The 21,023-nt window shown below is 70.1% G+C and carries 19 protein-coding genes and 2 pseudogenes; 10 read left to right on the top strand and 11 right to left on the bottom strand.

Features of this window, described 5'->3' with window-relative positions; all coding sequences use genetic code 11:
• Positions 1-115 precede the first annotated feature (115 nt).
• Positions 116-601 (bottom strand): SseB family protein, encoded by a 486-nt coding sequence (locus ACZ4SF_RS22685; RefSeq protein ID WP_201835608.1) that lies wholly within the window; start codon positions 599-601, stop codon positions 116-118.
• Between the two features lie 261 nt (positions 602-862).
• On the opposite strand from ACZ4SF_RS22685, the gene ACZ4SF_RS22680 reads away from it, so the two are divergent.
• From ACZ4SF_RS22680 to ACZ4SF_RS22670, 3 genes are all read left to right on the top strand, one after another.
• Positions 863-2,689 carry an acyl-CoA dehydrogenase gene (locus tag ACZ4SF_RS22680; RefSeq protein WP_468387288.1) on the top strand — a complete coding sequence of 609 codons (1,827 nt, stop codon included), beginning with the start codon at positions 863-865 and terminating at the stop codon, positions 2,687-2,689.
• 100 nt (positions 2,690-2,789) lie between these two features.
• Positions 2,790-4,088, top strand: a complete 1,299-nt coding sequence (locus ACZ4SF_RS22675; protein WP_468387285.1) for a M18 family aminopeptidase — start codon at positions 2,790-2,792, stop codon at positions 4,086-4,088.
• 66 nt (positions 4,089-4,154) lie between these two features.
• The gene (locus ACZ4SF_RS22670; protein ID WP_201835614.1) at positions 4,155-4,415 is read left to right on the top strand and encodes a DUF6458 family protein; all 261 of its coding nucleotides are present in this window, start codon (positions 4,155-4,157) and stop codon (positions 4,413-4,415) included.
• On the opposite strand, the pseudogene ACZ4SF_RS22665 reads toward ACZ4SF_RS22670, so the two are convergent.
• Both ACZ4SF_RS22665 and ACZ4SF_RS22660 read right to left on the bottom strand, forming a co-directional pair.
• Positions 4,403-4,705, bottom strand: a pseudogene (locus ACZ4SF_RS22665) (alkyl hydroperoxide reductase); the annotation flags it as partial. The gene ACZ4SF_RS22670 and the pseudogene ACZ4SF_RS22665 sit on opposite strands and share 13 nt — an antisense overlap.
• A gap of 98 nt (positions 4,706-4,803) precedes the next feature.
• On the bottom strand, positions 4,804-5,190 hold the full coding sequence (locus tag ACZ4SF_RS22660; protein WP_468387281.1) for a cupin domain-containing protein: 387 nt from the start codon (positions 5,188-5,190) through the stop codon (positions 4,804-4,806).
• A 51-nt stretch (positions 5,191-5,241) separates the two neighbouring features.
• Between ACZ4SF_RS22660 and ACZ4SF_RS22655 the strand changes: the two genes are divergently transcribed.
• Complete coding sequence (locus ACZ4SF_RS22655) at positions 5,242-6,252, top strand: helix-turn-helix domain-containing protein (RefSeq protein WP_468387278.1); 1,011 nt, start codon at positions 5,242-5,244, stop codon at positions 6,250-6,252.
• 181 nt (positions 6,253-6,433) lie between these two features.
• On the opposite strand, the gene ACZ4SF_RS22650 is transcribed toward ACZ4SF_RS22655, so the two are convergent.
• Positions 6,434-6,643, bottom strand: a complete 210-nt coding sequence (locus ACZ4SF_RS22650; RefSeq protein WP_468387276.1) for a hypothetical protein — start codon at positions 6,641-6,643, stop codon at positions 6,434-6,436.
• A gap of 194 nt (positions 6,644-6,837) precedes the next feature.
• Between ACZ4SF_RS22650 and ACZ4SF_RS22645 the strand changes: the two genes are divergently transcribed.
• On the top strand, positions 6,838-7,332 hold the full coding sequence (locus ACZ4SF_RS22645; RefSeq protein WP_201835622.1) for an LURP-one-related/scramblase family protein: 495 nt from the start codon (positions 6,838-6,840) through the stop codon (positions 7,330-7,332).
• A gap of 94 nt (positions 7,333-7,426) precedes the next feature.
• Here ACZ4SF_RS22645 and ACZ4SF_RS22640 read toward each other — a convergent pair whose 3' ends face one another.
• On the bottom strand, positions 7,427-8,254 hold the full coding sequence (locus ACZ4SF_RS22640) for a carbon-nitrogen family hydrolase (protein ID WP_468387273.1): 828 nt from the start codon (positions 8,252-8,254) through the stop codon (positions 7,427-7,429).
• Between the two features lie 182 nt (positions 8,255-8,436).
• Between ACZ4SF_RS22640 and ACZ4SF_RS22635 the strand changes: the two genes are divergently transcribed.
• Positions 8,437-9,261: a maleylpyruvate isomerase family mycothiol-dependent enzyme gene (locus ACZ4SF_RS22635; protein ID WP_468387270.1), complete on the top strand. Its 825-nt coding sequence runs from the start codon at positions 8,437-8,439 to the stop codon at positions 9,259-9,261.
• A gap of 164 nt (positions 9,262-9,425) precedes the next feature.
• Here ACZ4SF_RS22635 and ACZ4SF_RS22630 read toward each other — a convergent pair whose 3' ends face one another.
• Positions 9,426-10,736, bottom strand: a complete 1,311-nt coding sequence (locus tag ACZ4SF_RS22630) for an MFS transporter (RefSeq protein ID WP_468387267.1) — start codon at positions 10,734-10,736, stop codon at positions 9,426-9,428.
• Positions 10,733-11,407 (bottom strand): GntR family transcriptional regulator, encoded by a 675-nt coding sequence (locus tag ACZ4SF_RS22625; protein ID WP_468387264.1) that lies wholly within the window; start codon positions 11,405-11,407, stop codon positions 10,733-10,735. Before ACZ4SF_RS22625 ends, ACZ4SF_RS22630 begins: the two co-directional genes overlap by 4 nt.
• Positions 11,408-11,596: 189 nt before the next feature.
• Between ACZ4SF_RS22625 and ACZ4SF_RS22620 the strand changes: the two genes are divergently transcribed.
• Both ACZ4SF_RS22620 and ACZ4SF_RS22615 read left to right on the top strand, forming a co-directional pair.
• Positions 11,597-12,499, top strand: coding sequence for a D-alanyl-D-alanine carboxypeptidase family protein (locus ACZ4SF_RS22620; protein ID WP_468387261.1), 903 nt, complete (start codon positions 11,597-11,599; stop codon positions 12,497-12,499).
• A gap of 255 nt (positions 12,500-12,754) precedes the next feature.
• Positions 12,755-13,753, top strand: a complete 999-nt coding sequence (locus ACZ4SF_RS22615) for a BRO-N domain-containing protein (protein WP_468387258.1) — start codon at positions 12,755-12,757, stop codon at positions 13,751-13,753.
• 75 nt (positions 13,754-13,828) lie between these two features.
• Here ACZ4SF_RS22615 and ACZ4SF_RS22610 read toward each other — a convergent pair whose 3' ends face one another.
• From ACZ4SF_RS22610 to pdhA, 3 genes are read right to left on the bottom strand one after another with little or no spacing between them, the layout of a single operon-like run.
• Positions 13,829-15,208, bottom strand: a complete 1,380-nt coding sequence (locus ACZ4SF_RS22610) for a dihydrolipoamide acetyltransferase family protein (protein ID WP_468387255.1) — start codon at positions 15,206-15,208, stop codon at positions 13,829-13,831.
• 10 nt (positions 15,209-15,218) lie between these two features.
• The gene (locus ACZ4SF_RS22605; RefSeq protein WP_468387252.1) at positions 15,219-16,196 is read right to left on the bottom strand and encodes an alpha-ketoacid dehydrogenase subunit beta; all 978 of its coding nucleotides are present in this window, start codon (positions 16,194-16,196) and stop codon (positions 15,219-15,221) included.
• 1 nt (position 16,197) lies between these two features.
• Positions 16,198-17,409 carry a pyruvate dehydrogenase (acetyl-transferring) E1 component subunit alpha gene (pdhA, locus tag ACZ4SF_RS22600; RefSeq protein ID WP_468387250.1) on the bottom strand — a complete coding sequence of 404 codons (1,212 nt, stop codon included), beginning with the start codon at positions 17,407-17,409 and terminating at the stop codon, positions 16,198-16,200.
• 339 nt (positions 17,410-17,748) lie between these two features.
• Here pdhA and ACZ4SF_RS22595 point away from each other — a divergent pair.
• Positions 17,749-18,079 (top strand): annotated as a pseudogene (locus ACZ4SF_RS22595) (response regulator transcription factor).
• A gap of 75 nt (positions 18,080-18,154) precedes the next feature.
• Positions 18,155-19,198, top strand: a complete 1,044-nt coding sequence (locus ACZ4SF_RS22590) for a phosphotransferase (RefSeq protein WP_468387247.1) — start codon at positions 18,155-18,157, stop codon at positions 19,196-19,198.
• Between the two features lie 51 nt (positions 19,199-19,249).
• Here the strand turns inward: ACZ4SF_RS22590 and ACZ4SF_RS22585 are convergent, their stop codons facing one another.
• A complete protein-coding gene (locus ACZ4SF_RS22585; RefSeq protein WP_468387245.1) occupies positions 19,250-20,881 on the bottom strand; it encodes a protein kinase domain-containing protein in 1,632 nt (543 codons plus the stop codon).
• Between the last annotated feature and the right edge of the window lie 142 nt (positions 20,882-21,023).

The following is a 21,023-nucleotide window of genomic DNA, read 5'->3' as shown; positions in this document are numbered from 1 at the left end:
TTGGTACGCCCACTTTAGTTGAGCGTTGAACTTCTTGCCAGCCCCAACACGAGAGGCCCGGAGGGAATTCCCTCCGGGCCCGTGGTTCGCCGACAGGATCTCGGCCTGGGGTGCCTCAGCCGCCGTACATGCGGCGCATGGCGAAGTCGACCATCTGCTCGACCGCCTTCGCGTCGAAGACCATCCGGTGTTCGCCCTCCATGTCCAGGACGAAGCCGTAGCCGGTCGGCAGCAGGTCGATCACCTCGGCGCCGGTGATGACGAAGTACTTCGACTCCTTGCCCGCGTACCGGCGCAGCTCCTTGAGCGAGGTGAACATCGGGATCACGGGCTGCTGGGTGTTGTGCAGGGCCAGGAAGCCGGGGGTGTCGCCGCGCGGGCAGTACACCTTCGAGGTGGCGAAGATCTGCTGGAAGTCCTCGGCGGCCATCTGCCCGGTGGTGAAGGCGCGCACCGCGTCCGCGAGCGAGGGAGGGGACGGCTCCGGGTAGAGCGGCGGCTGCTGGCCGTACCCGCCGACACCGCCCGGCATCTGCTGCTGCGACGAGGCGTACTGCTGCTGGGCAGCGCCCCCGTCCATCGGCTGGCCGTATCCGTACATGGCGCAAGCGTACCGAGACCGGGGCACGGCAAGGGCGCCGCTCCCCGGCAGCGGAGATACCGGGCGGTCACCCGCCTTTCACCGAGCCGCCGGACCGGGGCCACCCTGCTCACGGTCGTGCGCGGATAGACCCATCTCACACTTGCGCCGACAGGGGTTGCTTCTTATTACCGACGGGTAGCATCATCGGAGCTACTTGTTGGTACGTGAACTAGGTGCGAGGAGCCAGTGCCTCGCCGATCTCTCTACGGAGCCATCGCCATGGGGCACTACAAGTCGAATCTCCGCGACATCGAGTTCAACCTCTTCGAAGTACTGGGGCGCGACAAGGTGTACGGCACCGGCCCGTTCGAGGAGATGGACGTCGAGACCGCCAAGAGCGTCCTGGAGGAGCTGACCCGCCTCTCCGAGAACGAGCTGGCCGAGTCCTTCGCCGACGCCGACCGCAACCCGCCGGTCTTCGACCCGGAGACCAACACCGCGCCCGTCCCGGCGTCCTTCAAGAAGAGCTACCAGGCCTTCATGGACTCCGAGTACTGGCGTCTCGGTCTGCCCGAGGAGATCGGCGGCACCACCTCGCCCCGTTCTCTCATCTGGGCCTACGCCGAGCTGATCCTGGGCGCCAACCCGGCCGTGTGGATGTACTCCTCGGGCCCCGCGTTCGCCGGCATCCTCTTCGAGGAGGGCAACGAGGTCCAGAAGCACATCGCCCAGGTCGCCACCGAGAAGCAGTGGGGCTCCACCATGGTCCTCACCGAGCCGGACGCCGGCTCGGACGTGGGCGCCGGCCGCACGAAGGCGGTCCAGCAGGAGGACGGCTCCTGGCACATCGAGGGCGTGAAGCGCTTCATCACCTCCGGTGAGCACGACATGTCGGAGAACATCCTCCACTACGTGCTCGCCCGTCCCGAGGGCGCCGGCGCCGGCACCAAGGGGCTGTCCCTCTTCCTCGTCCCGAAGTACCTCTTCGACTTCGAGACCGGCGAGCTGGGCGAGCGCAACGGCGTCTACGCCACCAACGTCGAGCACAAGATGGGCCTGAAGGCCTCCAACACGTGCGAGATGACCTTCGGCGACCAGCACCCCGCCAAGGGCTGGCTGATCGGCGACAAGCACGACGGCATCCGCCAGATGTTCCGCATCATCGAGTTCGCCCGCATGATGGTCGGCACGAAGGCGATCTCCACGCTCTCCACCGGCTACCTCAACGCGCTGGAGTACGCCAAGGAGCGCGTCCAGGGCCCGGACCTGGCCAACTTCATGGACAAGACCGCGCCCAAGGTCACCATCACCCACCACCCCGACGTGCGCCGCTCGCTCATGACGCAGAAGGCGTACGCGGAGGGCATGCGCGCCCTCGTGCTGCACACCGCCTCCATCCAGGACGCCATCCAGATCAAGGAGGCGAACGGCGAGGACGCCTCGGCCGAGGAGGCGCTGAACGACCTGCTCCTGCCGATCGTCAAGGGCTACGGCTCCGAGAAGGGCTACGAGCAGCTCGCCCAGTCGCTGCAGACCTTCGGCGGCTCCGGCTTCCTGCAGGAGTACCCGATCGAGCAGTACATCCGGGACTCCAAGATCGACACCCTCTACGAGGGCACCACGGCCATCCAGGGCCAGGACTTCTTCTTCCGGAAGATCGTCCGCAACCAGGGCGCCGCGCTGAACTCCCTCGCCGAGGACATCAAGAAGTTCCTCGCGCTCGGCACCGGCGGCGAGGAGCTGGCCGGCGCCCGCGAGCACCTGGCCAAGGCGGCCGTGGAGCTGGAGGCGATCGTCGGCCTGATGCTGACCGACCTCGCCGCCACCGAGCAGGACACCAAGAACATCTACAAGGTGGGCCTGAACACCACCCGCCTGCTCATGGCCTCCGGTGACGTCGTCGTCGGCTACCTGCTGCTCAAGGGTGCCGCGGTCGCCGCCGAGAAGCTCGCCACGGCCTCCGCCAAGGACAAGGCCTTCTACACCGGCAAGATCGCCGCGGCGAAGTTCTTCGCGGCGAACGTCCTGCCGGGCGTCACCCTCGCCCGCAAGGTCGCCGGAACCGTCGAGCTGGACCTCATGGAGCTGGACGAGGCCGCCTTCTAGTCGCCCCCGTCCTGGACGTTCCGGACGTCCCCGTCGATTCCTCGCACGGGCCCGCTCTCTTTCCGGGAGCGGGCCCGTGCACGTCGTTAAGGTGAATCCCATGAGCGCACCCGCCCGCTTCGACCGCGGCCACACCGACGACCTGATGTCCTTCCTGGCGGCGAGCCCGTCGCCGTACCACGCCGTGGCGAACACCGCCGAGCGGCTGGAGAAGGCAGGCTTCCGGCAGGTCGCCGAGACGGACGCCTGGGACGGCACGAGCGGCGGCAAGTACGTGCTGCGCGGCGGCGCGATCGTGGCCTGGTACGTCCCCGAGGGCGCCGAGCCGCACACCCCGTTCCACATCATCGGCGCACACACCGACTCCCCGAACCTGCGGGTCAAGCCCCGCCCCGACACCGGCGCACACGGCTGGCGCCAGGTCGCCGTGGAGATCTACGGCGGCCCGCTGCTGAACTCGTGGCTGGACCGGGACCTGGGCCTGGCCGGCCGGCTGACCCTGCGCGACGGCTCCTCGGTCCTGGTGAACGTGGACCGGCCGCTGCTGCGGGTGCCCCAGCTCGCCATCCACCTGGACCGCTCGGTCTCCGCCGACGGCCTCAAGCTCGACAAGCAGCGCCATCTGCAGCCGGTGTGGGGGCTCGGCGGCGATGTCCTGGACGGTGACCTGATCGCCTTCCTGGAGCAGGAGGCCGGGCTCGCGGACGGCTCGGTCGCCGGCTGGGACCTGATGACGCACCCCGTGGAGGCGCCGGCCTACCTCGGCCGGGACCGGGAGCTGGTCGCGGGCCCGCGCATGGACAACCTGCTCTCCGTGCACGCCGGCGCCGCCGCGCTCGCCGCCGTCGCCGGCTCCGGTGCCTCGCTCACCCGCATCCCCGTGCTCGCCGCCTTCGATCACGAGGAGAACGGCTCCCAGTCGGACACCGGCGCGGACGGCCCGCTGCTCGGATCCGTCCTGGAGCGCTCGGTGTTCGCCCGCGGCGGCTCGTTCGAGGACCGGGCCCGGGCCTTCGCCGGCACGGTCTGCCTGTCCTCCGACACGGGCCACGCCGTCCACCCCAACTACGCCGAGCGGCACGACCCGACACACCACCCGCGGGTCAACGGCGGCCCCCTCCTCAAGGTCAACGTCAACAACCGCTACGCCACGGACGGTTCGGGCCGCGCGGTGTTCGCCGCCGCCTGCGAGAAGGCGAACGTGCCCTTCCAGACCTTCGTGTCGAACAACTCCATGCCGTGCGGCACCACCATCGGCCCGATCACCGCGGCCCGGCACGGCATCCGCACCGTCGACATCGGCGTCGCGATCCTCTCCATGCACAGCGTCCGCGAACTGTGCGGCGCCGAGGACCCGTTCCTGCTGGCGAACGCACTGACGGCGTTCCTGGAGGGCTAGTCGGCAGTTCGCCGGGTACCCGAACGGCACCGGAGATTCCGGAACCGGAAGGGGAGGCGAAGCCTCATGGGTCTCGGCGGATGCATCATCCTCATCGCCGTGGGGGCCATTCTGACGTTCGCGACCGACTGGGACATGCAGGGCGTCAACCTCACGGTCGTCGGCCTGATCCTGATGGCCGTGGGTCTGATCGGAGTGGCCACCTTCAGCGGCATCGCACGGCGCCGGCGGGTCGTGGTCCCGCCGACGACACCGGTGGTGGAGGAGGAGCCTCACCACCACCACACCCACCGCGTCGACGGCTACAGCGACGGCTACGGCGTCTGAGGCGCCGCCTCCTGCTCGTCCATGCCCGCCAGGACGAGCGGCAGGCGGCCCGCCCCGCCCTCGGTGAGCCTGACCGGGACACCCCAGTCCTGCTGGTGGACATGGCAGGCCGGGTGCGCTGCTCCGGTCTCCGGCCAGGAGGTGCCCCCAGCCGGATCGTCGTCGCAGCCGGCTGCCATCGCAAAGACGCGCAGCACGCCCTCACTGACGGCTGGGTCCAGTTCCACCTCGCGGGACGGATCCGTGTCCGCGCCCGCGCCCTTGAGCAGCAGCTCGGGCGGGGTCGAGGAGTGTTCCTCCAGCTCACGCAGTTCGTCCAGGACGTGCAGGCAGTCGACGCGGCAGAACCTCGTGTGCACCCGGTGCCCCGGTGGATTCCGGTGTCCGGTCAGGTGAGCGCGTGGCCGGTCGTCGCATCCACGTGGCCCGGGACCTCGTCGTGCCGGTCGCCGACGCTCAGGGTTCCGGTGGGCTCGAAGACCAGGATCTCGGAGGGCAAGGGCGCGTACGGCTTGTGCTCGGTGCCGCGCGGGACGGTGAACACCGAGCCCTTCGGCAGGACCACCGTGCGCTCGCCGGCCGGTTCGCGCAGGCCGATGTGCAGTTCACCGGCGAGGACGAGGAAGAACTCGTCGGTGCGTTCGTGGACGTGCCAGACGTGCTCGCCCTCGACCTTCGCCACGCGCACGTCGTAGTCGTTGACGGCGGTGACGATGCGGGGGCTCCACCGCTCGGTGAAGGAGGCGAGGGCGTCGCTCAGGGAGATCGGTTCCATGTGCTCATCGTGCGGGTGGCCGGGCCGTCGTACGAGTGCTAGAAATCGCATATGCCGCAACGATCCTCTCACCGTGTCGTGCTGGTGGTCGACGACAACTCCAACCCCTTCGAGATGAGCTGCGCCATCGAGATCTTCGGTCTTGCGCGGCCGGAGCTGGGGCGGGAGCTGTACGACTTCCGGCTGTGCGCGGCCGACCCGGAGATCCGGATGCGGGACGGCTTCTTCACGCTCACCGGGGTCGCCGGGCTGGAGGCCGCCGAGTCCGCCGACACGCTGATCGTGCCGAACCGGCCGGACACCGAGGTGCCCCGCTCGGAGCGCGTCCTGGAGGTGGTACGCCGGGCACACGCGCGGGGCGCCCGGCTCGTCGGCTTCTGCTCGGGCGCGTTCACGCTCGCGGAGGCCGGACTGCTGGACGGGCGCCGGGCGGCCTGTCACTGGATGTGGGCGGATGCTTTCCGGGCCCGGTTCCCGCAGGTGCGCCTGGAGCCGGACGTGCTCTTCGTGGACGACGGCGACATCCTCACCGCCTCGGGCAGCGCCTCCGCGCTCGACCTCGGCCTGCACCTGGTGCGCCGGGACCACGGCGTGGAGATCGCCAACCACGTCTCCCGGCGGCTGGTCTTCGCCGCGCACCGCGACGGCGGCCAACGGCAGTTCGTGGAGCGGCCCGTGCCCGCGGTGCCGGACGAGTCGCTCGGGCCGCTGCTGGCCTGGGCGCAGGAACGGCTGGGCGAGCCGCTGACGGTGGCCGGCCTGGCGGCCCGCGCGGCGGTCAGTCCCGCCACGCTCCACCGCCGTTTCCGCTCCCAGTTGGGTACGACCCCGCTGGCCTGGCTCACCGGGGAGCGCGTGGCACTGGCGTGCCGGCTGATCGAGCGGGGTGAGGAGCGGCTGGACGTCGTCGCGGCGCGCAGCGGCCTGGGTACGGCGGCCAACCTGCGGGCCCGGCTGCGGCGGGAGACGGGGCTGAGCCCGTCGGCCTACCGCAGGCGGTTCGGGGCGGTGCCCGTGCAAGCGGCCGTCGTCAGGGAACCGGAGAGCCCGGCTCCGTCATGACGAGCGCCACGAACGCCGCGCAGGTGTCGACGGAGCCGGGCTCAAGGTGCCCGGATCGGCGAAACGGCCGGTCAGGACGGCGTGGACGGGACCGGAGATACGGTCGCCATCAGGGTGCTGCCCTTCTTGAATATGCGCGCGGACACCGAGTAGCCCCTGTTCTTGAGGACCCCGATCAGCGTCAGGTCACCCGAGTAGTAGCTCTGGCCGTGGAGCTTGACCGATCCCTTCCGTTCGCCCAGTTGTCGACCTCGACGAACCCTACGGTGACGGAGTTGTCGGGGTAGCTCTTGTCCCAGCTGTCCATGTAGCCGTCGCTGTGGGTGCAGTGCCCGGCGCTGACGATGTACGGGCTGCCGTTGTACGTCCAGGCGAAGCCCGTCGTACACACGCCGAACTTGCTGCCCTCGCCCGACCAGTGCGCCTCGTAGCCCGCTCCGCCCTTGTAGCCAGGGGAGGAGTGTCACCGCAGCGCGGGGTGTCGTTGATCTGACGAACCGGCACATCCCACTTGAAGTAACGTTTCTCCGCGCTGAATGTGATGGTTCCGTGACGATCAACCGGTGCCGGGGAAGCATGACCGGTATGAGATTCCTCGTACGCGACCGCATCCTCGGCATCGGTGACGACTGGTGGATCGAGGACGAACACGGCCGGAAGGTGTACCTCGTCGACGGCAAGGCGATGCGGCTGCGCGACACCTTCGAGCTGAAGGACGCCCACGGGCACGTCCTGATCGACATCCACCAGAAGATGTTCGCCCTGCGCGACACGATGGTGATCGAACGGGACGGCGAGGCCCTGGCCCGGATCAAGCGCAAGCGGCTGTCCCTGCTGCGCAACCACTACCGGGTGTCCCTGGTGGACGGCACCGAACTGGACGTCAGCGGCAAGATCATGGACCGGGAGTTCGCCGTCGAGTACGACGGCGAACTCCTCGCGGTGATCTCCCGCCGGTGGCTGAGCGTCCGCGACACGTACGGCGTGGACGTCGTACGGGAGGACGCCGACCCGGCACTGCTGATCGCGGTCGCGGTCTGCGTGATCCACCTCGCCGAGAAGGAGGGGGAGGAGGACTGACCGCCGGGCGTACGGCCGAGGGGCGAGTGCCGACCGCGCCGGCGCACGGCCGACGGAGAGGAGGACCGACCGCCCGGGCGAGGGCGCGGGACGGCTAGCGCCGGCGGTGCTGGGGCGGCTCCAGGCCGAGGACGCGGTCCTTCAGTGCCGGGAACTGCTCACGGGTCGCGGCCACCTTCGCCGGGTCGAGGTCGACCGTGAGGACCTCCTCGCCGGCGCCGGCCTCGGCGAGCACCTCGCCCCACGGGTCCACCACGATCGAGTGACCAGCCTGCGGAACTCCGGCGTGGGTCCCGGCCGTTCCACAGGCGAGCACGAACGCCTGGTTCTCCACCGCCCGCGCCTGAGCCAGCAGCGTCCAGTGCGCGCGTCGCCGCTCGGGCCAGCCCGCCGAGATCACCAGCGTCTCGGCACCGGCGTCGACCAGTCCACGGAAGAGTTCGGGGAAACGGAGGTCGTAGCAGGTGGCCACGCCCAGCGTGGTGCCGGGCAGCCGGACCGTCACCAGATCGCGGCCCGCGTCCATCAGCACGGCCTCGCCCTTGTCGAAACCGAAGCGGTGGATCTTGCGGTAGAACGCGGCCAGTTCACCGGACGGGGAGAAGACGAGCGTCGTGTTGTAGAGAGAGCCGTCCCCCGTGGCGGAGCCGCTGCCGGATGCCGCGCGCTCGGGGATGGAGCCGGCGTGCAGCCACACGCCCGCGTCGCTCGCCGCCTTGGCCATCGTCTCGTACGTCGGCCCTTCGAGCGGCTCGGCCTCGCGGCCGAACTCCTCGTAGGCGAAGGCACCGGTGGTCCAGAGCTCGGGCAGTACGACCAGGTCCGCCCCGGCCTGTTCCCGCACGAGCGCGGCGGCCCGCTGCCGCCGTGAGTCAACGGATTCGCCCTCGTCCACGGCGATCTGGATCAGCGAGGCGCGCACACTACCACCGTCCTGGCATTCGAGTCGTCCACACAGGCCTACGATCGTCACACGAAAGCACTGCCGGGGTGCCTCCAAGCAGCGTAACTTAGCGTTTCAAGACACCCGCCGCCGTGTAGCCGCCGCCCGCTGGCAACGCCGCCACCACCTGCCCGTGTACCGACCGCCGAGGGGTCCCGTTCGTGAGTCTGCATCCCACCCTCCAGCCCTACGCCGACGCCTGGACGCACTCCATCGAAGCGATATCCGAGATGGTGCAGTCGCTCGTCGAGGGCGAGTGGAACCGGCGGACGCCCTGTCCCGGCTGGTCGGTGCGGGACATCGTGTCCCATGTCATCGGCCTGGACTGCGAGATGCTCGGCGATCCGCGCCCCATCCACGCCCTGCCGCGCGACCTGTTCCACGTCGCCACCGAGCACCAGCGCTACATGGAGATGCAGGTCGACGTCCGCCGCCACCACACGGCGCCGGAGATGACGGCCGAGCTGGAGTACACGGTCATCCGCCGCAACCGCCAGCTGCGCAACGAGTCCCGTGAGCCTGGCACCATGGTCCGCGGCGTGCTGGGCAGCGAGGTCACCCTGGAACGGTCCTACCGCATGCGGGCGTTCGACGTATGGGTGCACGAGCAGGACCTGCGCACGGCCCTCGGCCGCCCCGGCAACCTGGACTCGCCCGGGGCGCACATCACCCGGGACTTCCTGCTGGAGGCGCTGCCCAAGGTCGTCGCGAAGGACGCGGGGGCCCCGCGCAGCTCGGCGGTCGTGTTCGACGTGCACGGCCCGGTCGAGTTCCTGCGCACGGTCCGCGTCGACATCCAGGGCCGCGGCACCCTGGAGACGGCCCCCGCCCTCGGCCCCGCCGCCGCCCTCACCCTCGACTGGGAGACCTACGTCCGCCTGGCCTGCGGCCGGGTGACCCCCGAGTCGGTGACGGACCGGGTGAAGACAGAGGGCGACCAGGACCTTGCGGCAGCCATCCTGCGCAATTTCGCGGTGACGCCGTAGCGACAGGCCCGCAGACCACCCCGGATCCGACCACACGACGAGACGGACGAGAAGCGCGTCCGCCGGTTCACGGGGGGGCGAGCCGCCGACGGCGAGCACCCCCGCGGGTCGTCCAGCCTCCCGGCCAACAGGAAACGGGCGGTGCGCGGGCAGGAAAACCCGGCTCAGACCACCGGCACGTGCACCGTCTCCACCCGGCTCGCCACCAACCGCTCCCGCTCCCGCCGAGCCGCCCGCCCCCGCAACCGCAGTATCTGGCTCACACCGAGCACCTGCAGCACGAACACCACCGAGAAGGCCACGGTGTAGTCGTCCCCGGTGGCGTCCAGCAGCACACCGACGGCGAACAGCGTCGTCATGGAGGCGATGAACCCGCCCATGTTGGTGATGCCGGACGCCGTTCCCTGTCGCTCGGGCGGGTTGGCCGGCCGCGCGAAGTCGAAGCCGATCATGGACGCCGGCCCGCACGCCCCGAGCACCGCGCACAGCACCACCAGCAGCCACATCGGCGCATGCTCCCCCGGCCACGCCAGCGTCACCGCCCACAGCAGCCCGCTCGCCCCCACCGTGCCGAGCGCCAGCGGCAGCCGGGCCGCATGGTGCCGGGCGACGATCTGGCCGTAGACGAGCCCGATCACCATGTTGGACAGGACGACGAGGGTGAGCAGGTCACCGGCGGTGGCCCGGCCGAGCCCCTGTGCCTGCACCAGGAACGGCAGACCCCACAGCAGCAGAAACACCATCGCCGGGAACTGGGTGGTGAAGTGCACCCACATCCCCAGCCGAGTGCCGGGCTCCCGCCAGGCCGCCGCGATCTGCCGGCGCACATAGGCCGCGCCCTGGTGCGGGGAGGGCTCCGGCTCGTACCCCTCGGGGTGGTCCTTCAGGAACAACAGGGTCATGACGAGGACGACCGCGCCCGCCAGCGCGCTTCCCGCGAACGCCGGCGTCCAGCCGATGCCGTGCAGCAGCCGGGCCAGGACCAGGGTGGAGACCAGGTTGCCCGCCATGCCGACCAGCCCCGCGAGCTGCGCGACCAGCGGCCCGCGCCGGGCCGGGAACCAGCGGGTGCCGAGCCGCAGCACACTGATGAAGGTCATCGCGTCGCCGCAGCCCAGCAGGGCCCGGGAGGCGAGCGCGGTGCCGTACGACGGGGAGAAGGCGAAGCCCAGCTGCCCGGCGGTGAACAGCACCGCCCCGATGGTCAGCACCTTCTTGGTGCCGAGCCGGTCGACCAGCAGGCCGACGGGTATCTGCATGCCCGCGTAGACCAGCAGCTGCAGGATGGAGAACGTCGACAGGGCGGAGGCGTTCACATGGAAACGGCCGGCTGCGTCGAGCCCGGCCACTCCCAGCGACGTACGGAAGATGACGGCGACGAAGTAGACCGCGACGCCCACGGACCACACGCCCACGGCCCGGCGTCCGCCCGGCGGATCACCCGGAAGGGTGGCGTTGCGCACCGGAGCGCTCATCGGACCTCACCCCGGGCGAGGTGGGAGAACCAGCTCACATGCCGGTGCACCACGCCGACGGCCGCCTCCGCGTCCCCGGCACGCAGCGCCTCCAGGATCTCCTCGTGCTCGGCGAGCGTCTTGGCGATCCGGTCGGGGTGCGAGTGCATCACGGCGACGCCCATCCGCAGCTGGCGGTCGCGCAGCTGGTCGTAGAGCCGGGAGAGGATCTCGTTGCCCCCGCTGCGCACGATCTCGGCGTGGAAACAGCGGTCGGTGACCGCGGCGGCGGCCAGGTCACCGGCGGCGGCCTGCGCCTTCTGCTGTTCCAGCAGCTCGGTCAGCCGCTCCAGCAGGCCCGGCGGGGCGGGTACGGCCTTGCGGGCCGCGTGCTCCTCGACCAGCAGCCGGGTCTCCACCACGTCGGCGATCTCCTGCGCGGAGACGGGCAGGACCAGGGCGCCCTTCTTCGGGTAGAGCCGGATCAGACCCTCGGCCTCCAGCCGCAGCAGCGCCTCCCGGACGGGCGTGCGCGACACCCCGACGGCCTCGGCCAGCTCGCCCTCGGTGAGCAGGGTGCCGCCCTCATAACGACGGTCGAGCACGCCCTGCTTGACGTGGGCGTACACGCGGTCGGCAGCGGGCGGCGGCTTGAGGGACTGCGGGGTGGGCTGCTCGACGGCCATCTTCATGCCGACAGGATAGATACAACACGTACGCAAGTGACAGTTCCGTCCATCATCCGGACGCGACGAGGACCCTCCCAGCGCCTGCACAACCTTCTGTGCTACTTACGTGTCACACATGCGCGGCCCCCTCCCCCATGCCACCTCAACTGGGCCGCGCTCAAGGGGCATTCAAGACATTCGGGGTATATCACTTTGATTACCGGCATTAAGGGCACCCGCCTCCGCAGAGCCGCCGCGGTCGCCGTCACCTCCGGCGCGCTGCTCGCCACCGGTGCCCTCACCACGGCGCCCGCGCAGGCCGTCACCACGCCCTCGATCGTGGCCAAGGGCGGCTACGCGATGAACAACGCGAACGGCTCGACGCTGTACACCAAGGCGGCCGACACCAAGCGGTCCACGGGCTCCACCACCAAGATCATGACGGCCAAGGTCGTACTCGCGCAGTCGAACCTCAACCTCGACAGCACAGTCACGATCAAGAAGATCTACAGCGACTACGTCGTCAGGAACAACGCCTCCCAGGCGCACCTGATCGTCGGCGACAAGGTCACCGTACGCCAGCTCCTGTACGGTCTGATGCTGCCGTCCGGCTGTGACGCCGCCTACGCGCTCGCCGACAAGTTCGGCTCCGGCTCCACCGTCGACGCACGCGTGAAGTCCTTCATCGGCAAGATGAACAGCGCCGCCAAGAGCCTGAACCTGAAGAACACCCACTTCGACTCCTTCGACGGCATCGGCAACGGCTCCAACTACTCGACGCCGCGCGACCTCACGAAGATCGCCAGCAGCGCGATGAAGAGCTCCACGTTCCGCACGATCGTCAAGACGAAGTCGTACACCGCGAAGACGGAGACCAAGTCGGGCGGCACCCGCACCATGGCCGCGTGGAAGAACACCAACGGTCTTCTCAGCAGCTACAGCGGCACCATCGGCGTGAAGACCGGCTCCGGCCCGGAGGCCAAGTACTGCCTGGTCTTCGCCGCGACCCGGAACGGCAAGACGGTCATCGGCACCGTCCTCGCCTCCAGCTCCATCGCCCAGCGCGAGGCGGACGCGAAGAAGCTCCTCGGCTACGGCTTCACCAAGCTCGGCTGACGCCACGCTCTCCCGGGCCGAAAGGGCCTGTCGCACCCGGCGACGGGCCCTTCGCCTTGCCCGGCCCGGGGACCGCGCCCGCGTCAAGGGAGCTGGTGCCTGCCGACAGCTGCGGCGACGGTCGCGCGCCCTATCCACACACCCGGCCTCATCGGCAGGGGAATTGGCGAGGTTCCCCCGCAATCGTGAATATCCCCCTTGCAGTTGGCATATTCGATTTCCTCCGCTCTACGTTCCGCTGCGGAGGTGGTTCACATGAACGAACCCAAGAAGCAGCCCGATGCCGTCGGCCGGCACAACGCGATCGACGTCAGCGATTTCGTGTATGCGGCGACCGGAGCGCGTGTCCGTCGGCTGACGATGCCGGACGGGAGCCATTGGTTTCCGGCTGTGGATGTCTGCAAGGAACTCGGGCACACCAACCCGCAGAAGGCACTCTCCGACCATGTGCCGACAGACCATCGAGAGTCTCTCGAGACCCTAACTGGAGGTTACGGTCTCAGCATTCCCGCAGGTAGGGAGTGGCGCCGAGACCTGAATGTCATCTCTCTGCAGGGTCTCATCCTCCTCGTCCAAGCCTGCACCAAAGCCTCCTGCGCCCCCTTCAGACAATGGGCCGCCGAAGTCATCGAAACCGTCCAGCGGGAGGGTTCTTACACTCTCGAAGAGGCTGAGGTGCAGCCGACCGAACCGGGCGCGCCGATCGCATACGCCATGCCGGAGCAGGTCGCCGAGGCCATCGTCCGGCTCGAGGCGCACAACCTCCAACTGGACGAGGAACTGGCGAACGGGCAGCGCGAATCCATCGGACTGCAGCAGGACATGCTGGCCGTCCAGCGGGAGACGCTGGCCGTGCAGCGGGAAACCCTGGCGACGCAGAAGGCCACGCTCGCCGTGCATCAGGCCATGGTCCGGGCCCTGGAACACATCGCGGACCGGCTCGATGCCCTCGTCCTGGAACGCCGGGCGCCCAGCGTCCCTCTCATGCCGTCGACCACCACGGAGTCCGTTCTGGCCGACTGGCGGCAGCGACTGTCCGTGACGCAGGACGTGTGGACGGTGGCCGTGGTGATCGTCCCGATCCTCGTCGACAAGGGCGAGTTGCGCGAACCGCTGGAGGCCGTTGCGGCCCGCACGGGACTCTCGGTGCACCGCGTCAACGAATGCCTCCGCCTGCTGCGCAAGCACGCCTGCATCCGCTCGCGGGGCGGTACGGAGGACGGGGCGCCGGTGTACGTGCTCAGTCAGGGGTGAAAGAGAGGGAGGGGGCGGTCGCAAGCCAAAATTGCGGCCGTCCCCTCCTGCACCGAGACTACCCGGCGAGTGCCCTCACGCCCAGGTGATCAGCCGCTTCGGCTGCTCCAGGACCGCCGCCACGTCGGCCAGCACCTTGGAGCCCAGCTCCCCGTCCACCAGGCGGTGGTCGAAGGAGAGGGCGAGCGTCATCACCTGACGCGGCTTCACCTTGCCCTTGTGGACCCACGGCTGGAGCTTGATCGCGCCGACCGCGAGGATCGCGGACTCGCCGGGGTTGAGGATCGGTGTGCCGGTGTCGACGCCGAAGACGCCGACGTTGGTGATGGTCACCGTGCCGCCCTGCATCGCCGCCGGGGAGGTCTTGCCATCCCGGGCCGTCGTCACCAGTTCGCCCAGCGACTCGGCGAGCTGCGGAAGCGTCTTGGCGTGCGCGTCCTTGATGTTCGGGACGATCAGCCCACGGGGGGTGGCCGCCGCGATGCCCAGGTTGACGTAGCGCTTGAGGACGATCTCCTGGCTGGCCTCGTCCCAGGACGCGTTGACGTCCGGGTTGCGCTTGATGGCGACCAGCAGGGCCTTGGAGATCAGCAGCAGCGGGTTGACCCGCAGCCCCTGGAACTCCTTGTCCTGCTTGAGTTCCTCGACCAGCTTCATCGTGCGGGTCACGTCCACCGTCACGAACTCGGTGACGTGCGGCGCCGTGAACGCCGACCCGACCATCGCCTGCGCGGTCGCCTTGCGGACGCCCTTGACCGGGATGCGGGTCTCGCGCTCGGTGTCGTACGACGCCACCGGTGCCACGGCCACGGGGGCCGCCGCGGCCGGGGCCGCCGGCTCGGCCGCCGTGGGGCGGGCCGCCGCGTGGACGTCGTCGCGCGTGATGACGCCGTCCGGGCCGGACGGCGTGATCGCGGTCAGGTCGACGCCGAGATCCTTGGCCAGCTTGCGCACCGGCGGCTTGGCCAGCGGGCGCGCCTTCCCGGCGACCGGGCCGCCGTGGCCGTTCAGCTCGGTCTGGATCGCCTGGGCGGGCACCGGGACGGACACCTCGGGGCCCTTGCGCGGGCGGCGCTTGGTGGACGAGGTCGCCACGCCGTAGCCCACCAGGACCGGCTGGCGGCCCTCCGGCTTGGCCTCGGGCTCCTCGGCCACCGGCTTCGGCTGCTCCGCGGGAGCCTCCGGCGCGGCACCGCCGGCCACGGCCACGGCGATGATGGCCGTGCCCACGTCCACCGTGGTGCCCTCGGGGAAGTGCAGCGCACGGACCACGCCGTCGTAGGGGATGGGGAGTTCCACCGCCGCCTTGGCGGTCTCCACCTCGCAGACCACCTGGCCGTCGGTGACCGTGTCACCCGGCTGGACGTACCACTTGAGGATCTCGGCCTCGGTGAGTCCCTCGCCCACGTCGGGCATCTTGAACTCGCGTACGGACGCTTCCGTCATCGTCGTCACGACCCTCTCCTCAGTACGCCAGCGAGCGGTCGACGGCGTCGAGCACGCGGTCCAGGTCCGGCAGGTACTCCTCCTCCAGGCGGGCCGGCGGGTACGGGGCGTGGTAGCCGCCGACCCGCAGGACCGGTGCCTCCAGGTGGTAGAAGCAGCGCTCGGTGATCCTCGCGGCGATCTCCGCGCCGGAGCCGAAGAACACCGGTGCCTCGTGGACCACGACCAGGCGGCGGGTCTTCTCCACCGAGGCCTGGACGGCGTCGAAGTCGAGGGGGCTGACCGAGCGCAGGTCCAGGACCTCCAGGGACTTGCCCTCCTCGGCCGCCGCTGCCGCGACCTCCTGGCACAGCTTCACCATCGGGCCGTAGGCCGCCAGGGTGAGGTCGGTGCCCTCGCGGACCACGCGCGCCTTGTGCAGCGGGGCGGGGATCGCCTCGGGGTCGACCTCGGCCTTGTCCCAGTAGCGCCGCTTGGGCTCGAAGTAGATCACCGGGTCGTCGCTCTGGATGGCCTGCTGCATCATCCAGTACGCGTCGGAGGCGTCGGACGGGCTGACGATCTTCAGGCCGGCCACGTGCGCGAACAGCGCCTCGGGGGACTCGGAGTGGTGCTCGACCGCGCCGATGCCGCCGCCGTAGGGGATGCGGATGACGACCGGCAGCTTGACCTTGCCCAGCGAGCGGGCGTGCATCTTGGCGAGCTGGGTGACGATCTGGTCGTAGGCCGGGAAGACGAAGCCGTCGAACTGGATCTCCACCACCGGGCGGTAGCCGCGCAGGGCCAGGCCGATCGCGGTGCCGACGATGCCGGACTCGGCGAGCGGGGTGTCGATGACCCGGCTCTCGCCGAAGTCCTTCTGCAGGCCGTCCGTGACGCGGAAGACGCCGCCGAGCTTGCCGACGTCCTCGCCCATGACCAGGACCTTGGGGTCGGTGTCCAGGGCGCGGCGCAGCGACTCGTTGATGGCCTTGGCCATCGCCATCTTCTCGGCCATCTCAGTGACCCCCTTCTGCGTCCGCGAACGACGCCTGGTAGGCGGCGAACTGGGCTCGCTCCTCGTCGACGAGCGCGTGCCCGTCCGCGTACACGTTCTCGAAGATGGCGAAGTGGTCCGGGTCGGGCATGGCGCGGACCGCTTCGCGCACTCGCCTGCCCAACGTCTCGGACTCGGTCTCGAGTTCCGCGAAGAACCCCTCGTCCGCGTGGTTCGACGCCTCCAGGTACCGGCGCAGGCGCAGGATCGGGTCCTTCGCCTCCCAGGCCAGCCGCTCCTCGTCGCCCCGGTAGCGGGTGGGGTCGTCGGAGGTGGTGTGGGCGCCCATGCGGTACGTGAACGCCTCCACGAGGGTGGGGCCCTCGCCGCTGCGGGCGCGCTCCAGGGCCCACTTGGTGACCGCGAGGCAGGCCAGCACGTCGTTGCCGTCGACGCGGACGCCGGGGAAGCCGTAGCCCTGGGCGCGCTGGTACAGCGGCACCCGGGTCTGCTTCTCGGTGGGCTCGGAGATCGCCCACTGGTTGTTCTGGCAGAAGAACACCACCGGGGCGTTGTAGACCGCGGAGAAGGTGAACGATTCGGCGACGTCGCCCTGGCTCGAGGCGCCGTCGCCGAAGTAGGCGATGACCGCCGAGTCCGCGCCGTCCTTGGCCACGCCCATCGCGTAGCCGGTGGCGTGCAGGGCCTGCGAGCCGATGACGATCGTGTACAGGTGGAAGTTGTTGCTGTTCGGGTCCCAGCCGCCGTTGTTCACGCCGCGGAACATGCCGAGCAGGTTGGTCGGGTCGACGTCGCGGCACCAGGCGACGCCGTGCTCGCGGTAGGTCGGGAAGACGTAGTCGTCGTGGCGCAGGGCCCGGCCCGAGCCGATCTGGGCGGCTTCCTGGCCCAGCAGGGAGGCCCACAGGCCCAGCTCGCCCTGGCGCTGCAGGGCGGTGGCCTCGGCGTCGAAGCGCCGGGTGAGCACCATGTCGCGGTAGAGGCCGCGGAGCTCATCGGGGGTGATGCCGGCAACGTAGGCGTCGTACTCGGCGTTCTTGACCCGCTTGCCCTCCGGCGTGAGGAGCTGCACGAGTTCGGGCTCGGTGCTCTTCCTGGCGGTGCTGCGGGTGGTGCGCTTGGTGCCGGTGGCTCCGGTCGTCTCACCGGTGGTGCCGGCCTTGCCTGCGGCGGTGCGTCGCGGCTTGCGCGCGGCACTGCTCTCCACGGTCACGTGTGCTCCTCCGTCGTTCCGGCCCCCGGGGTTGCCGGTAGGCCAGTGCGGCTCACCTGTTTCGACCACCGGGCACGGGGTGGGTGCCACTCGGCCGGGAACAGGCGTGACAGGTGCCCCGGCGAGCGCCCTGCAACCATTACGTTACCCAGTGCTCCACATTTCTGTGAAACCCCGTTTGACCTGCGATTTTGCTTGGATTTCCAAGTAAATGCGGTGGACGGGGAAGCGCGCTGGTCACAGCCTTGCGGCCGCCCGGAGCAAACGCACGTTATCCCGCCCACCCAGGTCACGGGAAGAGTTGCATGTGAGACGTACCTCGTATACGTAGGGGCAAAAATCAGGCTATTTCTGCTCGATGACCACGAAGTCGTCCGGCGTGGCGTCCACGTGACGCTCTCCGCCGAGCCGGTCATCGAGGTGGTCGTCGAGGCCGGTACGGCGGCGGCCGCACACCGACGGCGGAAAGGCCCGGCCCACCGGCCGGGAACGCACAATTCTCGAACTGATCGGCGAAGGACTGATCAATCGGCAGATCGGCGAACAGCTGCATCCCACCGGAAAGACGATCAAGAATTACCCCTCCGGCCGGCCTACGAAATCCGGCACGCACGGCTTCCCGTGCGGGGCCTTTGTCACCCGCATGCAGGCGGAAAAGCCCACTGTGTGACCGAAAGCGACCATCGGCGACTGCGTGTGACAACGCCCAGCTCACAGGGGCTGCGCGTGCCCTAGCATCTGCGGCGTGCCGCGCTCTTGTGTACCACCCCTCGTACCCCACGCGCCCCCTCTGGGCACCCTGCTGCCCCTGTACGCCGCGGGTACCGCCCTCACCTGTGAGCCGGTCGACCAGGGGCTGCTCAACCGCGGCTACCGGGTGTCCACCACGCGTGGCCGTTATTTCCTCAAGCACCACTTCGACCCGGACACCGCCGACCCGGCCGCCATCGAACGCCGGCACCGGGCCACCCAGCGTCTCGCCGACCTCGGCGTCCCGGTCGCCCCGCCGCTCGCGCACCGCGAGGGCCGTACGGTCGCCGTCGTCGGCGGCCACGCGTACGCGCTGCACCCCTGGATCGACGGCAGACACCGTCACGGCGGCCAGCTCACCCGCGGTGAGAGCGCACGCCTCGGGGCGCTTCTGGGGGCCGTACACGCCTGCCTGGAGCGCGTGATGCCACCCAAGGGGCGCACCCGCCCGGCGGCCGGCCCGCATCCCGTGGAGAGCGCCGACCCGGCCGACACCTTCGCCCTCATCGAGGACCTGCTCGGCCATGTGCGCCGGCACCGCCCGGCCGATGCCTTCGACGAGCTGGCCCGGCACCGGCTGCTGGAGCGCCGCGCGCTGCTGGAGCAGCACGCCGGCCGGCGCCCGCCGCGCGGCGGCTCGGTGGGCTGGGTGCACGGCGACTTCCACCCGTTCAACCTGCTCTACAAGGACGATGCCCCGGCCGCGATCGTGGACTGGGACCGGCTCGGCGTGCAGCCGCGCGCGGAGGAGGCCGTACGCGCCGCCGTGATCTTCTTCGTACAGCCCGGCGGGACCCTGGACCTGCCGAAAGTGCGCGCCTACGCCCGCGCGTACCGGCGCGCGGCCGGCGCCACGCCCTCGGAGCTGGCGGCGGCCGTGCACCGGGTGTGGTGGGAACGGCTGAACGACTTCTGGATGCTGCGCTGGCACTACGAGCGCGGTGACACGCGCGCGGACTGCCAGTTCCCGGCCGCGTCGGCGCTCGCGGTCTGGTGGAGCCGCGAGTACGACGCGGTGTGCGACGCGTTCGTGCAGTGAGCGGCCGGCGTCACTTCAGGGTGACGCCGGTCCGGTCACCGTAGGTGTCCTTCAACCGGCGGTGTCGCCCGTGGCGCCCTCGATCGTGGTCCCCTCGGTGGTGCCGGCGTCGCCGGTACCCGCGTCCGTGCCACCGTCGGCGGTACCCGCGTCCGTGCCACCGTCGTCGGTGCCGGCGTCGGTGCCGCCGTCCGTCGGGTCCGTGGGCGGCGACGGCGAGGTCTCGGGGGGCGAGGCATCGCCGCTCGGGGTCGAGGGGGCCGACTGCGACTGGCTGTACGACGGGGTGGTCGCCGGGGGCCAGTTGGATCCGGTACCCGTGTCCGAGCCGCCGGTGCCCGGGGCGGGGTCCGAGGGCGCGCCGGTGTCCTTGTCGGACGGCTTGCTCGCGGAGGGCGACTTCTCCTTGGTGTTCTTGGAGTGCGTGGTCGTCGGCTTGGTGTCGGTGCCGTTGCCGCCGTTGCCGCCCGCGTTCTTGAGCGCCAGCGCCACGCCCGCCGTGATCGCGATGACCGCGAGAACGGCGAGGATCCACAGCTTGCCGCGCCCGCTGCCCTTGTTGCCGTGGCCCTCGAAGCCGCCGTCGTCACCGTTGCCGTAGCCCGTCGGCAGGATCGGCTGCGGGATCTGCGTGGTGCCCGAGGCGTCCGTGGGGTGCGGCATGACGGTCGTGCCGGCGAAGCCGCCCGCCGGGGTGTGCCGGCCGTCGTGCGCCTCCACCGGGCCGGTGTTCCAGGTGCCGGTGTGACCGCCCTGGTCGTACAGCATCTGCAGGCCGTACTGGACCATGCCGCGCATCTCCTCGGCCGTCTGGAACCGGTCGTCGGGTTCCTTGGCGAGCGAGCGCATGACCAGGCCGTCCAGCTCCGGCGGGCAGCCGTCGGAGTGCCCGGAGGGCGGGGTCGGGATGTCCTGGACGTGCTGGTAGACCACCGACAGCGGGGTCTCACCGGTGAACGGCGGCCGCAGGGCGAGAAGTTCGTACAGCAGGCAGCCGGTCGCGTACAGGTCGGAACGGTGGTCGACGGCCTTGCCGAGCGCCTGCTCCGGGGAGAGGTACTGCGGGGTTCCCATGACCATGCCGGTCTGCGTCATCGTCGTGGACGCGCCGTGCAGGGCGCGGGCGATGCCGAAGTCCATCACCTTGACGGCACCGCCGTGGGTGATGATGACGTTGGCCGGCTTGATGTCACGGTGCACGATGCCGTGCTGGTGCGAGTAGGCGAGCGCCTCCAGGACGCCGGAGACGATGATCAGGGCCTGCTCGGGGCCCGGCGCCTCGGCGTTCATCAGCAGGTCGCGGATGGTACGGCCCTCGACCAGCTCCATCACGATGTACGGCACGGACTGGCCGCCCACCACATCCTCGCCGGAGTCGTACACGGCGACGATCGCATGGTGGTTGAGACCGGCGACCGACTGTGCCTCACGCGTGAAACGGGCCTTGGAGACGGGGTCCTCGGCCAGGTCCGCGCGGAGCAGCTTGACCGCGACCGTGCGGCCCAGGCGGACGTCCTCCGCCGCGAACACCTCGGCCATGCCGCCCCGGCCGAGCCGGTGGGTGAGCCGGTACCGGCCGTCACCGACGAGCCCGCCGTTGCCCCACATCTCCGGCACATCCGACATTCCGCCGCCAGTCGCCTCGGGGTCGGACGGGCCCTGAGAGCGCTGCTGCTGTGCCATCAGTCCTCGCCGTCGTTTCTGCCCGCGGTGCGCGCGGTGTTGTCACGGTCTCCGTCGGCCACGCTACAGCCTCCGCGGGCGCCACCGGTCCGGAACCGGATCCGGGACCGACCCGAGACGGACCGGTCATGAAACCCCTAGC

It is taken from the genome of Streptomyces sp. NPDC027663 (genome assembly GCF_055566415.1).
The sequence above is the reverse complement of the archived record's forward strand: the minus strand, read 5'-3'. Positions and strand labels throughout refer to the sequence as shown.

Excerpts from the sequence above, each read along its gene's own strand:
- ACZ4SF_RS22685 (WP_201835608.1), bottom strand. The coding sequence starts at position 601 with ATGTACGGATACGGCCAGCCGATGGACGGGGGCGCTGCCCAGCAGCAG.
- ACZ4SF_RS22680 (WP_468387288.1), top strand. The coding sequence starts at position 863 with ATGGGGCACTACAAGTCGAATCTCCGCGACATCGAGTTCAACCTCTTC.
- ACZ4SF_RS22675 (WP_468387285.1), top strand. The coding sequence starts at position 2,790 with ATGAGCGCACCCGCCCGCTTCGACCGCGGCCACACCGACGACCTGATG.
- ACZ4SF_RS22670 (WP_201835614.1), top strand. The coding sequence starts at position 4,155 with ATGGGTCTCGGCGGATGCATCATCCTCATCGCCGTGGGGGCCATTCTG.
- ACZ4SF_RS22660 (WP_468387281.1), bottom strand. The coding sequence starts at position 5,190 with ATGGAACCGATCTCCCTGAGCGACGCCCTCGCCTCCTTCACCGAGCGG.
- ACZ4SF_RS22655 (WP_468387278.1), top strand. The coding sequence starts at position 5,242 with ATGCCGCAACGATCCTCTCACCGTGTCGTGCTGGTGGTCGACGACAAC.
- ACZ4SF_RS22645 (WP_201835622.1), top strand. The coding sequence starts at position 6,838 with ATGAGATTCCTCGTACGCGACCGCATCCTCGGCATCGGTGACGACTGG.
- ACZ4SF_RS22630 (WP_468387267.1), bottom strand. The coding sequence starts at position 10,736 with ATGAGCGCTCCGGTGCGCAACGCCACCCTTCCGGGTGATCCGCCGGGC.
- ACZ4SF_RS22625 (WP_468387264.1), bottom strand. The coding sequence starts at position 11,407 with ATGAAGATGGCCGTCGAGCAGCCCACCCCGCAGTCCCTCAAGCCGCCG.
- ACZ4SF_RS22615 (WP_468387258.1), top strand. The coding sequence starts at position 12,755 with ATGAACGAACCCAAGAAGCAGCCCGATGCCGTCGGCCGGCACAACGCG.
- ACZ4SF_RS22605 (WP_468387252.1), bottom strand. The coding sequence starts at position 16,196 with ATGGCCGAGAAGATGGCGATGGCCAAGGCCATCAACGAGTCGCTGCGC.
- ACZ4SF_RS22585 (WP_468387245.1), bottom strand. The coding sequence starts at position 20,881 with ATGGCACAGCAGCAGCGCTCTCAGGGCCCGTCCGACCCCGAGGCGACT.